At 32.7% G+C, this 14,609-nt stretch carries 12 protein-coding genes; all 12 read right to left on the bottom strand.

Annotated elements, in window-relative coordinates:
* Positions 1-38: 38 nt before the first annotated feature.
* Entirely contained in the window at positions 39-980 is a 942-nt protein-coding gene (locus GQR95_RS09660) for a nitronate monooxygenase family protein (RefSeq protein WP_159022976.1), read from the bottom strand.
* Positions 970-2,583 (bottom strand): S8 family serine peptidase, encoded by a 1,614-nt coding sequence (locus GQR95_RS09655; RefSeq protein WP_159022975.1) that lies wholly within the window; start codon positions 2,581-2,583, stop codon positions 970-972. The genes GQR95_RS09660 and GQR95_RS09655 overlap by 11 nt, the downstream gene beginning before the upstream one ends.
* Before the next feature lie 23 nt (positions 2,584-2,606).
* Entirely contained in the window at positions 2,607-3,794 is a 1,188-nt protein-coding gene (mnmA, locus tag GQR95_RS09650) for a tRNA 2-thiouridine(34) synthase MnmA (RefSeq protein ID WP_159022974.1), read from the bottom strand.
* Positions 3,795-3,875: 81 nt separating this feature from the next.
* Complete coding sequence (locus GQR95_RS09645; RefSeq protein ID WP_159022973.1) at positions 3,876-4,574, bottom strand: toxin-antitoxin system YwqK family antitoxin; 699 nt, start codon at positions 4,572-4,574, stop codon at positions 3,876-3,878.
* 79 nt (positions 4,575-4,653) lie between these two features.
* Positions 4,654-6,546 carry a membrane protein insertase YidC gene (yidC, locus tag GQR95_RS09640; RefSeq protein WP_159022972.1) on the bottom strand — a complete coding sequence of 631 codons (1,893 nt, stop codon included), beginning with the start codon at positions 6,544-6,546 and terminating at the stop codon, positions 4,654-4,656.
* Positions 6,547-6,658: 112 nt separating this feature from the next.
* Entirely contained in the window at positions 6,659-8,272 is a 1,614-nt protein-coding gene (locus GQR95_RS09635) for a CTP synthase (RefSeq protein ID WP_159022971.1), read from the bottom strand.
* Positions 8,273-8,641: 369 nt separating this feature from the next.
* Positions 8,642-8,926, bottom strand: a complete 285-nt coding sequence (locus GQR95_RS09630; RefSeq protein WP_159022970.1) for a YciI family protein — start codon at positions 8,924-8,926, stop codon at positions 8,642-8,644.
* 64 nt (positions 8,927-8,990) lie between these two features.
* On the bottom strand, positions 8,991-9,233 hold the full coding sequence (locus tag GQR95_RS09625) for a DUF3820 family protein (protein WP_159024271.1): 243 nt from the start codon (positions 9,231-9,233) through the stop codon (positions 8,991-8,993).
* Between the two features lie 43 nt (positions 9,234-9,276).
* Positions 9,277-9,678, bottom strand: coding sequence for an OsmC family protein (locus tag GQR95_RS09620; RefSeq protein ID WP_159022969.1), 402 nt, complete (start codon positions 9,676-9,678; stop codon positions 9,277-9,279).
* A 4-nt stretch (positions 9,679-9,682) separates the two neighbouring features.
* Entirely contained in the window at positions 9,683-11,605 is a 1,923-nt protein-coding gene (locus GQR95_RS09615; RefSeq protein ID WP_159022968.1) for a LysM peptidoglycan-binding domain-containing protein, read from the bottom strand.
* A gap of 42 nt (positions 11,606-11,647) precedes the next feature.
* On the bottom strand, positions 11,648-13,183 hold the full coding sequence (gene guaA, locus GQR95_RS09610) for a glutamine-hydrolyzing GMP synthase (protein WP_159022967.1): 1,536 nt from the start codon (positions 13,181-13,183) through the stop codon (positions 11,648-11,650).
* 47 nt (positions 13,184-13,230) lie between these two features.
* Positions 13,231-14,604, bottom strand: a complete 1,374-nt coding sequence (locus GQR95_RS09605; RefSeq protein WP_159024270.1) for an aminotransferase class V-fold PLP-dependent enzyme — start codon at positions 14,602-14,604, stop codon at positions 13,231-13,233.
* Positions 14,605-14,609: the final 5 nt, after the last annotated feature.

The following is a 14,609-nucleotide window of genomic DNA, read 5'->3' as shown; positions in this document are numbered from 1 at the left end:
AATTTAAAACAGCCTAATAACTACCTTTTAATAATATTTTATAAAGACGAAATATTTGTCTTTGCTTGTTCGAAATCTTGAATAATTTCTGAAACAATTTCTGAAACAGGTTGAATTTTATGAATTAATCCTGCAACCTGACCAATTTCTAATTCGCCATCTTCTAAATCGCCCTCGAACATACCACGTTTAGAACGCCCTTTACCTAAAAAGGCTTTAAGTTCTTCTGCAGATGTTCCCTTCTGATATAAATCTTGAACCTCGTTATAAAATTTATTTTTTATTAAACGTACTGGTGCTAATTCTTTTAAAGTAAGTTTAGTATCGCCTTCATTAGTATTTACTACAGTTTCTTTGAAACTAATGTGCGCAGACGATTCTTTACTTGCTACAAAACGGCTTCCTATTTGTACGCCGTCTGCACCTAAAACCATAGCTGCTAACATTCCTTTTCCTGAAGCAATTCCTCCGGCTGCAATTAACGGAATTTCTATTTGTTCCTTAACCATTGGTATTAAAGTAAAGGTTGTTGTTTCGTCACGTCCGTTATGTCCGCCAGCTTCAAATCCTTCAGCGACAACCGCATCTACACCTGCTGCTTGCGCTTTTAGAGCAAATTTCACACTACTCACCACGTGAACGACTGTAATACCGCGTTCTTTTAACCAAGATGTCCATATTTTTGGATTACCGGCAGCAGTAAATACAATTTTAACTTCTTCATCAATAATAATATCCATGAGTGTTTCAATGTTTGGATATAACATCGGGACATTTATACCAAATGGTTTGTCTGTCGCTTTTTTACATTTCTGAATATGCTCACGCAATACTTCCGGGTGCATAGAACCCGCTCCAATTAATCCTAAAATTCCAGAGTTACTGGCTGCCGAAGCCAAACGCCATCCTGAATTCCAGATCATTCCGGCTTGAATAATTGGATATTTAATATTGAATAATTGGGTGATACTATTTTGCATTAATTTTTATAAGTTTTTTTGTAGTTATCTTATCAAATGCTGAAATACGTAATATATAAATTCCTTCAGAAAGAGCAGAAACATCTAATGCTTCTTCAGTTTTTAAAGTACGTTCTAAAATCTGCTTTCCAAAAACATCAAATACAGTAACATTAATTTTTGTAAGTGAAGCATCTGTTTTAAAAGACACTGTATTTGTAGCAGGATTAGGATACATGATAAGGTCTAATTCTTCTGTTTTATCTAAGACACTTAATGTAGCATCTTCTAATACAGAAGCTAAATTAGGAATTCCATAACCTAAAAAATAATCTGGTGTGGTATATTGAGACGAAGAGACGCGTACCAATTGTTTAAGTTCTGTATTTGTTAATTCTGGTAATGCTTGCCATAAACAGGCTAATCCTCCTGCTAAAATGGGCGCACTAAAAGAAGTTCCGTTTAAAGTTTCAATAGAATTTGTTTTACCAACGACAACACTTCCTAATCCTTGAGCTGAAACATCTGGTTTTATTGAAGGTTGAATATCTGAACCTTGAGAACTAAAATAAGCATAAACTCCAGAAGCATCTACTGCTCCTATAGAAAATACGGCTGCAGCATCTGCGGGTGCTCCAACTCCTGAATCGCCAAAATTTCCAGCAGAACTTACTACTAAAATTCCTTTTTCAGAAGCTATAGTTGCGCCTCTGGTTATATATGCTGTTACCCCATTTAAATCTTCATCCGTATAATCGTAATTTGAATTATCGAACTCTTTATATCCTAAAGAGGTATTAATAATATCTACACCTAAACTATCTGCACGTTCTGCAGCCTCTACCCATAGACTTTCTTCTACAGGGTTTTCAGCATCACCATCTTCAGTTATAAATAAATAATAAGACGCATCTGGAGCAGTTCCTACAAATTCATCTTCTATATATCCAGCCATTGTACTTAACACCCAAGTACCATGTTCGTCTTGAGTATTTGCATAGACATCACTATTGCGTGCGACAAAATCGTAGCTTCCTAGAATATTATTATTAGCTCTTAAATTTTGAAAAGCACCAATGGTATTTACATTCGGAAATCCGCCATCTAAAACAGCAATTGTTATTCCTGTTCCTGTATAATCACTATAATGTAAGGTGTTTACTTGAATCATTTCTACTTGATTCAATGTGCTACCGTATACAAATTCTGATTTTGAAGCGACCTCAGAAAATAAATCCAGCTTTTCTTTTTTACTTGTAATTGATATTGTTTTATCTGCAAAAATAATATCAGACACAAATGAAAAATCTAGTAATGCTTTAATATCTATTTCACTTCCGCGAACATGCACAGCATTAAACCATTTAGATTTTGCCAAGACTAGAATATTATCTTGTGCTTTTAATTCTGAAATATAAGATTCGTTAACAGGAACATCTCTCTGATCTATTGCGATACCAAAACGTTGTTTTCTATCTACTGCTTTCTCACTTAAAATTGTTGTGGGATTAGCAATTGATGTTTCAACATTCTCTTTATCAGAAAAATAAACCCAGGCATCTTGTTGCCCAAAAGCCTGTAACTGAAAACAAATAAAAAATAAAAGCAGTAATTTTGAAGTCATATATTATTCTTTTACTCCGTAAGTTAAGAAATAACTCCTGAACCTACTAATTCATCTTCTAAATACCAAGCAACAAATTGTCCTTCTGTAATGGCAGATTGTGGTTCTTCGAACTCTACATACAATCCGTTTTCTACTTTATATAAAATTGCTTTTTGTAATGGTTGTCTGTAGCGAATACGTGCCATAACTTCCATTGTTTGTCCGCTTTCTAATTTTAAATCTTCACGAATCCAATGTTCTTCTTCGTTTGTTACAAAGAGTGCAGATTTAAACAATCCAGGATGCGAGTGTCCTTGTCCTGTATAAATTACATTTTCGTTAACGTCTGTGTCTATAACAAATAAAGGCTCTACTGTACCGCCAACGCCTAAACCTTTACGCTGCCCTTTTGTAAAATAATGAGCGCCTTGGTGTTTACCTACAACTTTTCCGTGTGAAATGGCATAGATCTTTTTGGTTGTTAAATATTCAAGTTCATCTAATTTTGTAGCAAACTCGGTCTGTGTATTTTTATATAAATCGCAATCCCTATCGACCTCTACAATAACACCTTCTTTTGGTTTTAATTGTTGTTGAAGAAATTCTGGTAAACGTACTTTACCTATAAAACATAAGCCCTGAGAATCTTTTTTATCTGCGGTTACTAAATCTAATTCTGCAGCAATTTTACGTACTTCTGGTTTTATTAATTCGCCAATTGGGAATAATGCTTTAGCTAATTGCTCTTGAGATAATTGGCATAAAAAATAAGACTGATCTTTATTTCCATCTGCTCCTGCTAAAAGCTGGTACGTTTCTTCTCCACCTTCATTAATAATCCCTTTTCTACAATAGTGCCCGGTTGCTACGTAATCTGCACCTAAGTCTAATGCAATCTTCATAAACACATCAAACTTAATTTCACGATTACAAAGTACATCCGGATTTGGTGTACGTCCGTTTTCGTATTCCTTAAACATATAGTCTACAATACGTTCTTTATACTGCTCGCTTAAATCTACAGTTTGAAAAGGAATACCTAATTTTTCTGCAACCAACATTGCATCATTACTATCGTCTAACCACGGACATTCGTCTGAAATTGTAACAGAATCATCGTGCCAATTTTTCATAAAAAGACCAATAACTTCATAGCCTTGTTGTTGCAATACATACGCTGCAACACTAGAATCTACACCACCTGAAAGACCAACAATTACTCGTTTCATTTTTTATATTTTATAAGATGCAGATATGCACCGGAAAGAAAATCCTGATTTAAAAGTATCTAAATCAGGTTATTTTATATTTTATTGTTTCGCCGGATTCTTACTATAATGCGTAAAATCCTTAGTATTATCTAATTTTCCATCTTTATAGAAATTCCAAATACCATCTTTCTTATCTTTCTTAAAAGCACCTTCTGCAACTAAATTCCCATCTAAGTCGTAATATTTAGACATTCCTTGCAACTTATCGTTTACATAAGAAAACTCTTTAAGCGGAATCTCTTTTTCCGAATACCAAGTAGATTTTCCTTCTAATAAACCATCTTTATAAAATGCGCGTTCAGCAATTTTTCCATTCTTATAAAACACTAAACGTTCACCTTGTAATTTACCATTAGTATCGTACGTTTCTGTGGTCATTATTTTATCAGAATTTTTATGAAAATACGTCCATTCTCCAACATATAATTTACCATTCATTTTCCCTTTACTAATCACTTTTTTTGTAGATGATAGGAACTGAACTTCTGCAATATTATTACTGCTATTAAAGGCTTTTGTAGCTGTTAAAACGGCTTTACCTCCTATATTTTTATAAAACTTAAATGTGCCTACTTCTTTGCCATGAGAGAACTTCCCCTCGTAACGTAAGATTTTAGTATCCTCAAAATTCTTTTTCCAAACACCATCACGTTTTCCGTTGGTGTCTAACTGATTTATGTTTTGTGCCATAGCGACTCCTACAAAGCACATCATTAAAAAAGACAATATTTTTTTCATATAAATATAACGTATAACGTTTTAGAAATTACAAGTAACAAAAAAGCTGCCAATTAAGGCAGCTTTGAATTATTTTTGATTATTTTTTTGACTGTTTCTGCTGCTCTGCCTGCTCCATCATATCTTTCATTTTCTTCTGAAAACGATTCTCTTTTTTGGGCTTCTTCTTATTCTCTTGAATTTTAGCGTGAATTTTCTTTTCATCGATAATGAAATTTTTAATCACAAGCATAATTCCAATAGTAATTAAGTTAGAGACAAAGTAGTATAAACTTAATCCTGACGCATAATTATTGAAGAATACTAACATCATAAGCGGAGAGAAATAAATCATGTATTTCATCATTTTTCCCATATCAGGCATACCTTCTTGCGTTGGTTGTGCTGCTGCTTGTTGCCCTGTTGTCATTTTCATGTAAAAGAAAATAGCTATAGATGCTAATATTGGGAACAAACTAATATGATCTCCATATAATGGAATTTTAAAAGGTAACTCTGCTATGGTATCGTACGAAGATAAATCTTCTGCCCAAAGAAAACTTTTATGTCTTAAATCGAAAGCAGAAGGGAAAAATTGAAATAAGGCATAAAACACCGGGACTTGCATTAATCCGGGCAAACATCCTGCCATGGGACTGGCTCCCGCTTTACTATATAAGGCCATTGTAGCTTGTTGCTTTTTCATGGCATTATCTTTATACTTTTCACCAATCTCGTTAATTTCTGGTTTAAGAATTTTCATCTTAGCCTGAGACAAATACGATTTGTATGTTACTGGAGACATTACTATTCTTACTAAAATAGTCATTACAATAATAGCAACACCATAAGGCAACATACCACTTAAGAATGCAAATACTGGTACAAATACATAACGGTTAATCCATCCAAAAATACCCCATCCAAAAGGAATACTATCGTCTAAACTATACTCATATTGTTTAAGTATTGTGTTATCTGTTGGTCCGAAATAGAATTTTAAAGGCGCATTAATTTCACCATTCTGTAATTCTAAAGGGACTTTAGAAGAATAGAATTTAGTAAAAACGGCATCATCATCACCTTTTTCTAATAAGTTTTCAGAAACTAAATCGGCAGTTTTAAAAGGCTTTTCAGTAACTAAAATTGAACTAAAGAAATGTTGTCTGTAAGATAACCAAGTTACGTCCTCTTCTACGTCGTCATCATCACTTGTAGGACTTAATTTATTAATTTTCCCACCATCGTGTTGGTATGTTAAACGTGTATAACGATTTTCGTAATCTACACTTTTATCACCACGATACATTTTTTGTTTCCAATCTAAATTAACAGCTTGAGAGCTATTAATAACATCGCTTAAACCTTGCGAACGAATTGTAAAATCTAACATGTAATTGTCAGGCTTTAATTCGTAACGATATTCTAAAAATTTAGATTCAGATACTTTAAGTTTCATAGAAACTACAGTATTTTTTCCATTTTTAGATATTGTAGGTTGGAAGTATAAATCTTGTGTATTTAAAACGCGGCTATCAGTAGTACTAAAACTAATATTAAAAGCGGCATTCTTATCTTTAATAAGGTATACAGGAAGCGAATCGTAATTATCGAATTCTTTAAGTCTAATTTCAGAAAGAAATCCTCCTTTATTACTAAACTTTAAATCGAATAATTCGGTTTCAACTTCGGTTTCATTATTTGTTGCTGATGGTAATGTTGATGAATAAGCAAAAGCACCTAACTTATTTTTAAGACCAGCTAAGTGTAAAGAATCTGTTGCAGATGCAATTGAAAAATCTTCAGAAGATGTTTCTATCTCCACATGCTTTACATCATCTTTCTTCTCTACTTCAACTTGTTCTTGTTTTGCTTCTTCTTTAGCCTTTAACTCTTCTGGAGTTGGCTGATTCTGCCAAAGCATAAACATTAAAATTCCAAAGATTAGGATAAATCCTATGACCGAATTAAGGTCTAATTTCTTTTCTTCCATCTAATTATATTCTAGGTATAAATAGAAACCATTTGATTTGTCCCAAATAATTTCTTAATATGAGTAAGCTACTCAAAAAGGTGACCACATTTTAATTGTTGACAATATGGCACTATTTTCTCTTATGTATTAAAGCTGCTTTTACAAAAGCCACAAATAAAGGATGCGGATTTGCTACAGTACTTTTATATTCTGGATGATATTGTACACCAACAAACCAAGGGTGAGAAGGAATTTCTACAATCTCTACTAAATTTGTTTTAGGATTTACACCGGTAGCAATCATACCTGCTGCTTCGATTTGATCTCTATAAACACTATTAAATTCGTAACGGTGTCTGTGTCTTTCTTCTATAATTTCAGACCCATAAACTGATTTAGCAATACTATTATCTTTTAAAGCACATTGCCAAGATCCTAAACGCATGGTTCCGCCCATGTCTGTAATATCTTTTTGTTCTTCCATTATGCTAATTACAGGATTTGGACTTTTAGCATCCATTTCTGTAGAATTTGCACCAGTTAAACCTAAAATATTTCTAGAATATTCGATAACTGCCATTTGCATTCCTAAACAAATTCCTAAAAACGGAATATTATTTTCTCTTACATAACGTACTGCATCTATTTTTCCTTCAATACCACGCTCTCCAAAACCAGGAGCTACTAAAACACCATTTAAATGTGATAGTTTTAGTTTAGCATTATCTGCATTTATATATTCTGAATGTATGGGCTCTACATTTACTTTTACTTCGTTTTCTGCTCCCGCATGAATAAAAGCTTCTAAAATTGATTTGTAAGAATCTTGTAATTCTACATATTTACCAATTAAACCAATAGTTATTTCTGAAGTTGGATTTTTATGACGTTGTAAAAACTCATTCCATATAGATAAATCTGGAACACTACTGTTTAAGTTTAGTTTTTTAAGAACAACTTTATCTAAACCTTCTTCTAACATTAAATTCGGAACATCGTAAATTGTAGAAGCATCTATAGATTGAATAACGGCTTCTTCACGTACATTACAAAACAATGCTAATTTTTTACGTAAATCTTTTGGTAAATGATGTTCTGTTCTACACACTAAAATGTCTGCTTGCACACCACTTTCCATTAGTGTTTTTACACTATGTTGTGTTGGTTTTGTTTTTAATTCTCCAGCAGCAGATAAATAAGGTACTAATGTTAAATGAATAACAAGACCATTATCTTCTCCTAAATCCCAACGTAATTGTCTAACAGCTTCTATATATGGTAAAGACTCTATATCTCCTACAGTTCCTCCTATTTCGGTAATTACAATATCATAATCGCCAGAGTTTCCTAAAATCTGAATACGTTCTTTAATTTCGTCTGTAATATGAGGGATAACTTGTACTGTTTTTCCTAAAAACTCGCCACGGCGCTCTTTTTGAATAACACTTTGGTAAATCTTTCCTGTAGTTACGTTATTTGCCTGACTTGTAGGTGTGTTTAAAAAACGTTCGTAATGGCCAAGATCTAAATCTGTTTCAGCACCATCGTCTGTAACATAACATTCACCATGTTCGTAAGGGTTTAATGTTCCTGGATCTACATTAATGTAAGGATCTAATTTTTGAATAGTGGTTCTGTAACCTTGAGATTGCAGTAATTTTGCTAATGATGCAGCAATAATTCCTTTTCCTAATGAAGATGTAACACCGCCGGTTACGAAAATATACTTTGTTGTAGTTGTCATGTTGCGCTTTTAAACGCAGGCAAATTTACAAAGAACAATTGACAATTAAGTATGGTTACGTATTTTAATTCTGATTAAAACATGAACATCTATAAAAGGCTTTTATACAAAAACACACAGCCACAACTAACTGGATTAAAATACTTTAAAATTTATTTTCAAAAAACAGTATTATAAAATCTAAAAGTTTTCAACAATAAGTATAACTAACACTTATTTGTCCTATTTAATAATAGCTTTAAAATTTATCTATTTATAAATAACTAGCAGCTTCTTTTACTTACTTATGTCTTCGTAAATTATATCAAAGAAATAATCTTGATAAATCATCAATTACAGTATTATTCTAACAAGATTTATTACATATTATTAAATTAAAAATTTTAATTCATCACAAGTTTTACTCGGCACAAATTCTATCAATTCATAATTCGCCAAATCATTTTTCTTAAAAGGATCTTTTTCTATAATTTTCTCTAATTCTAATTTACTCTCAACCTTAGATAATATAATTCCTCCTGTTCGAGGGACTTTTCTTCCCGAAGCTAGAAAATTACCTAATTTATATTGCGTGTTTAAATATTCAATATGTGCATTTAAAAATTGGTCAACTTTTTCCAATTTTCCTTTATAGGTTAGGTTTATAATAAACATTTGTTTCGTGTTTAAGTTGTTATTAAGCATAAAAACAAAAAAGCATTAAGTCTGTTGTAATCACTTAATGCTTTTTAGGATTTGGGTATTTCTGTTTTATATTCCGAATTAGGTCTTCTAGACCATTCAGTTTTAATTCGTAAACCATTCGTAGTTGGTCTCCAATTTTTCCTTTAGGAAAACCTTTGTTATTATACCATACAATATAAAACTCGGGCAAATCTATTAAATATCGGTCTTTATATTTTCCGAAAGGCATTTTGGTATGCGCCAACTCAATTAAGAGATCCCGATTAAGCTGATCCATCATATCTTAGTTATTAATGTAAGTTGACTATTTTAAATATAAATTACTTCCAATTAAAAGTCACTGCTTTTTCTATATCTGGATGTAAACTATAATGTACAGGACATGTGTGCGCTGTGTGTTCTAAAATTTTACGTGTTTTATCATCTGCTTCAACAGGAAAATGAAACACAACTTCTATTTTAGAAATACGTCTAGGATCTGTAGACATGTGTTTAGTCACTTCTGCAGTAGCTCCTTCCATATTATAGTCTAACCCATTTGCTTTAATTCCCATAACAGTCATCATACAATTTGCAAAGCCTGTAGCCACAGTATCTGTAGGAGAAAATCCTTCTCCTTTACCATTATTATCTACAGGAGCATCTGTTACAAATGAGTTTTCTGATTTTAAATGCACATTTTCGGTTCTTAAACCACCAAGATAAGTTACTTTAGAAGTCATACTTTTAGTTTTTTACTTCAACAATTTTTAAATCATTATATTCTAATAAATACACAGTATCATTATAATAACCTCCAAATGGCGTCTTTTTGTATTCGAATTTATTTTCAATATACTCTGTTAAAGGTGCATCTAAAGTAGATGTGTATAAATTTTCTGATGTTGCTAATCTTAATACCACATCCATAGTAACATCAAATCCTCTTACTGCAATTTTAGTTGGTGTTGCACCATACTTAGATGTATATCGTTTTACAAAACCATTTCCTAAATTATCGTCGAAAGATTTAGATACAGAAGCAAAGTGAAAATGTAAATTAGATAAGTGATGATTAGAAACTTCACTATTCTCGAAAGCACTATTTAAGTTTGTAGTTGCCAAAACAATTTCAATCTTATCAGAATTTAAAGTATTTAAATTACTTACAACATTAGAAGCAAAACCTGAAGATGCTGTTTCTAAGAAGACTACATTTTTACCAGGTTTAAGGTGTCTTGAAATATCTTCTATACGTATAAAGTAAGCTTCTTTACCTTTTTTATCTTTACGAGATCTAACCACAGGCGCGTCAGAAAAAGCAGCTTTTAATGCTGCATTTTGCGGCTCACTTTTAGAATCGAAAATTAAAATTGTATTAATTAAACTATCACGTTCTTTAAAATAATTTAAAACTTTATCTTTTAATAAGTCTTCTGACGGACGCGACTGAAACGTATTATTTGTTAGTACTACATTTTTAGTAATTGGAGAAACTACAGGTACGTTATATGTACTTAATTTCTCTGCAGCATACTCTACACTAGTTTGTGACAACGGACCAATAACAGCATCTAAATCTTTAAAATTGTGCTTAGTTATTAAGTCGCTAATTGTACTTATTTTATTTTCAGAATCGTAAACATCAACCTTTACAGATAGGCCTAATTTCTTTAAAGAATCTAAAGCCATTAAAGCACCCGATTGAAATTCTAAAGCAAAATTTAAATAACTATCTGTACGAATCTTATTCATTGTACTTTCTGTAGATTCAGGATGCACATTATTTAATTTAAACGGCATTAAAATAGCAATATGCTTTATGTCTGAACTAAAGTTGCCTTTAGATAAATTTGAAATTGCTAAATGATTTTCAGAAATCATTCCTGGCACACCACTATGTCCCTTTTTTGGAACTCGAAGTACCATTCCTACTTTTAAGTCTGAACCTACTAACTCTGGATTTAAAGCTTCAAGTTCTTCTTTCTCTAAACCTAATTTTACTTTTAAACGGTAAAATCCTTCTTTAGGTTGTACTTCGTAGTAACCGTATTTATCTTCAATTGCTTTTTCTTTAGTATCAGGAATATTAGGTACGTTTATAGTATCTCCTACTTTTAAAACTTCAGCCATATCTGGATTTAAAGCCTCTAATTCTTCAACACTAATACCAAATTTATACGCCACACGCCATTTTCCTTCTTTTGGCAATACGACGTATGTCTTAGATAAATCTACAGGAGTTTCTGTTTCTTTTAAAACCTGTTTCGTTTCAAAGATTGGAATTCTAATTTTAGTTCCTTTTTTTAAAGGTTCTGAATATAAGAAAGCATTTGCCTTTTTAATTTCGTCTTCACTAACTTTATAATCTTTAGCAATACCGTAAAGCGTTTGTTTACGTTTTACACGGTGTTGTTTATATCCTGTAATTTCTCTAACCGTAGATGATTCTGCTTGTGCTTCTTTAGGGAGAATTAAAACCATATTGGTTCTTAATCCATTTTTAGCATCAGGATTTAAGGTATATATATCGCTAACAGTAATATTATATACTTTAGCAATATCTTCTATTTTCTCATCTTGTTTTACTTTATGTGTCTTATAATTTTGAGCAAAGACATGGCTAGTCACCATTAAAAGTAATACAAAAACGACTAAAAACTTTTTCATTCAATATGGTTTAATTTCGAAAAAAACTGATTTATTAAAATTCTATTCCCACTCAATAGTTGCTGGTGGTTTCGAGCTAATATCGTACACGACTCTATTAACACCTTTTACTTTATTTATTATATCGTTAGATGTTTTTTGCAAAAACTCGTAAGGTAAATTTACCCAATCTGCAGTCATACCATCTGTACTTTCTACAGCTCTTAAAGCAACACATTTTTCGTAAGTACGCTCATCTCCCATAACACCAACGCTATTAACAGGTAATAACATCGCTCCGGCTTGCCATACTTTATCGTATAAGCCCCATGATTTTAATCCATCTATAAAAATAGCATCTACTTCTTGTAAAATGCGTACTTTCTCTGCAGTAACATCTCCTAAAATACGAATTCCAAGTCCTGGTCCTGGAAAAGGATGACGTCCTAATAACTCTGGATCTATTCCTAAAGTTGCACCAACACGTCTTACTTCATCTTTAAAGATTGCACGAAGAGGTTCTACAATTTTAAGTTTCATAAAGTCTGGTAATCCACCTACATTATGATGACTCTTTATTGTTGCAGAAGGTCCGCCTGTAGCAGATACACTTTCAATTACATCTGGATAAATAGTTCCTTGTGCTAACCATTTAACATCTGTTAATTTATGAGATTCATCATCGAAAACTTCAATAAATGCATTCCCGATAGCTTTACGTTTTTTCTCAGGATCTTCTACTCCTGCTAAAGCATCAAGAAAACGTTTAGAAGCATCTACACCTTTTACATTAAGGCCCATGCCTTCGTATTGTTTTAAAACACTGTGGAATTCGTCTTTACGAAGCAAACCGTTATTTACGAAAATACAATATAAATTTTCTCCTATTGCTTTATGTAAAAGTACAGCTGCAACAGTAGAATCTACACCTCCAGATAATCCTAAAACAACTTTATCTGTTCCTACTTTAGCTTTTATCGCGTCTACTGTTTCTTCTACAAAAGAATCTGGTGTCCAGTCTTGTTTAAGACCTGATATTTTTACTAAAAAATTTTCTAGTAATTGTTTTCCATCTGTAGAATGATACACTTCTGGATGAAACTGAATGGCATACGTGTCTTCTCCTTCAATTTTATATGCAGCATTTGCAACATCACTTGTACTAGCAATTAAAACACCGTTTGTAGGAAGTGTTTTAATGGTATCACTATGACTCATCCATACTTGGCTTCCTTCAGAAATATTTTCAAAAAATACTTCATTGTCTTTTATATAAGACAAGTTTGCACGTCCATACTCGCGTGTACTAGACGGAGCAACTTCACCACCTGAAAAATGTGCTAAATATTGTGCCCCATAACATACTGCTAATAATGGCTTTTTAGCACGAATATTATCTAATTCTGGATGTAAAGCGTCTTCTCCTCTTACGGAGTTTGGACTTCCAGAAAGTATAACGGCTTTGTAGCTATCTATGTCTTTTGGAATTTTATTGAATGGATGTATTTCGGAGTAAATGTTGAGTTCTCGAACTCTACGGGCAATAAGCTGTGTGTATTGCGATCCGAAGTCTAAAATTAATACCTTGTCGTGTTGCATGCGCAAAATTAATATTTATATTTTATCTAAAAAGTTTGAAGCAAACTTTATTCCATTGTTTTCAAAATTTCTACAATATCTTGTTCTGTAGTGTCTGGATTTATAAAACAAAAACGAGAAATCGTTTCGTAAGTATCTCCAGATTTCCATTTAGATGGCGTAACAAGCGCAAATCCTTTTTCATGATTTTCGTAAGTCCAGTGTGTATAATCTTCAGGTTTCCACCCTATTCTTCTATATAAAACACAAGATAAACTTGGTTCGCGAACTAACTCTACATTTGGATGTGCTGTAATTAATCGGCCAGCAATTTGTGCCAATTCTATACCACGTTCTACAGCTTCTTTATAACGATCTGTACCGTGGGTTGCTAAAGAAAACCATAAAGGTAAACCGCGCACGCGACGTGTTAATTGTATTTGGTAATCTGTTGGATTAAATCCGTGAGCACCTTCATCTTTAAAAATATCTAAATAAGAGCCTTGTTGTGAATGTGCATTTTTTGCTAATTGCGGATCTCTATATAATACAGCACCACAATCGTATGGAGAAAACATCCATTTATGAGGATCTATTGTAATACTATCTGCATTTTCTATACCATTAAATAAATGTCTAACAGAATCGGCCACTAAAGCACCTCCTCCATAAGCAGCATCTACATGCAACCATAAGTTTTCGGTTTTACAAATTGCAGAAATACCGGCTAAATCGTCTATAATTCCAGCATTAGTTGTTCCTCCCGTTGCAACAACAGCAAATAAACGTTTGCGTTGTTCTGGAGATAAATTAGCAATAGTTTCTTGTAATGCAGCGCCTTCTAATCGGTCTTCAGAATCTACTAAAAACACATCTATATCTGCGACTTTAGCCATCGCTTTAATAGAAGAATGCGCACCTATTGAGGTTATAATTAATCCTTTTTCGTTTTGGTGTGCTTGATCTAAACTTCTCCAATATTCTCTGGCTGTAACAATTGCAGAAAGGTTTGCTGCGGTACCACCACTGGTAAATACTCCAAAAGCACCTTCAGGTAAACCTGTTAAAGATACAATCCATTTCATGGCTTCGTTTTCACAAAAAATTCCACCAGCGCCTTCCATCCAATATGCACCATGAATACTCGATGCAGAAGTTACCAAATCGAACATAATTGCAGCTCGTGTTGGTGCTGCAGGAACAAAAGCAAGATTTCTAGGATGATCTATAGGAACATTAACTTTTTCTAAATGTTCTTTCCATAAATTAAAAGCAACTTCTCCTCCAATTCCTTTATTAGTAATCGTTTCTCCAACTAAAGCTTTTAACTCTTCGGCTTTTTTAGGCTTACCTATTTTTCTTTCTGTGGTAGAAATTCTTTCTATGGCATATTTCATGACATCCAAGGTCATTTCAACCAAATCAAAATCTACTTTATGCATGCTCT

Origin of the sequence: Formosa sp. L2A11 (assembly GCF_009796865.1) — a bacterium.
Taxonomy (GTDB): Bacteria; Bacteroidota; Bacteroidia; order Flavobacteriales; family Flavobacteriaceae; genus Formosa.
This window is presented reverse-complemented; position numbering and strand designations above follow the sequence as displayed.

Coding starts and splice junctions, on each gene's coding strand:
- GQR95_RS09615 (WP_159022968.1), bottom strand. CDS start 11,605: ATGAAAAAGTTTTTAGTCGTTTTTGTATTACTTTTAATGGTGACTAGC.
- GQR95_RS09655 (WP_159022975.1), bottom strand. CDS start 2,583: ATGACTTCAAAATTACTGCTTTTATTTTTTATTTGTTTTCAGTTACAG.
- GQR95_RS09620 (WP_159022969.1), bottom strand. CDS start 9,678: ATGACTTCTAAAGTAACTTATCTTGGTGGTTTAAGAACCGAAAATGTG.
- mnmA (WP_159022974.1), bottom strand. CDS start 3,794: ATGAAACGAGTAATTGTTGGTCTTTCAGGTGGTGTAGATTCTAGTGTT.
- yidC (WP_159022972.1), bottom strand. CDS start 6,546: ATGGAAGAAAAGAAATTAGACCTTAATTCGGTCATAGGATTTATCCTA.
- GQR95_RS09635 (WP_159022971.1), bottom strand. CDS start 8,272: ATGACAACTACAACAAAGTATATTTTCGTAACCGGCGGTGTTACATCT.
- GQR95_RS09625 (WP_159024271.1), bottom strand. CDS start 9,233: ATGGATCAGCTTAATCGGGATCTCTTAATTGAGTTGGCGCATACCAAA.
- guaA (WP_159022967.1), bottom strand. CDS start 13,183: ATGCAACACGACAAGGTATTAATTTTAGACTTCGGATCGCAATACACA.
- GQR95_RS09605 (WP_159024270.1), bottom strand. CDS start 14,604: ATGCATAAAGTAGATTTTGATTTGGTTGAAATGACCTTGGATGTCATG.
- GQR95_RS09660 (WP_159022976.1), bottom strand. CDS start 980: ATGCAAAATAGTATCACCCAATTATTCAATATTAAATATCCAATTATT.
- GQR95_RS09630 (WP_159022970.1), bottom strand. CDS start 8,926: ATGTTTATTATAAACCTAACCTATAAAGGAAAATTGGAAAAAGTTGAC.
- GQR95_RS09645 (WP_159022973.1), bottom strand. CDS start 4,574: ATGAAAAAAATATTGTCTTTTTTAATGATGTGCTTTGTAGGAGTCGCT.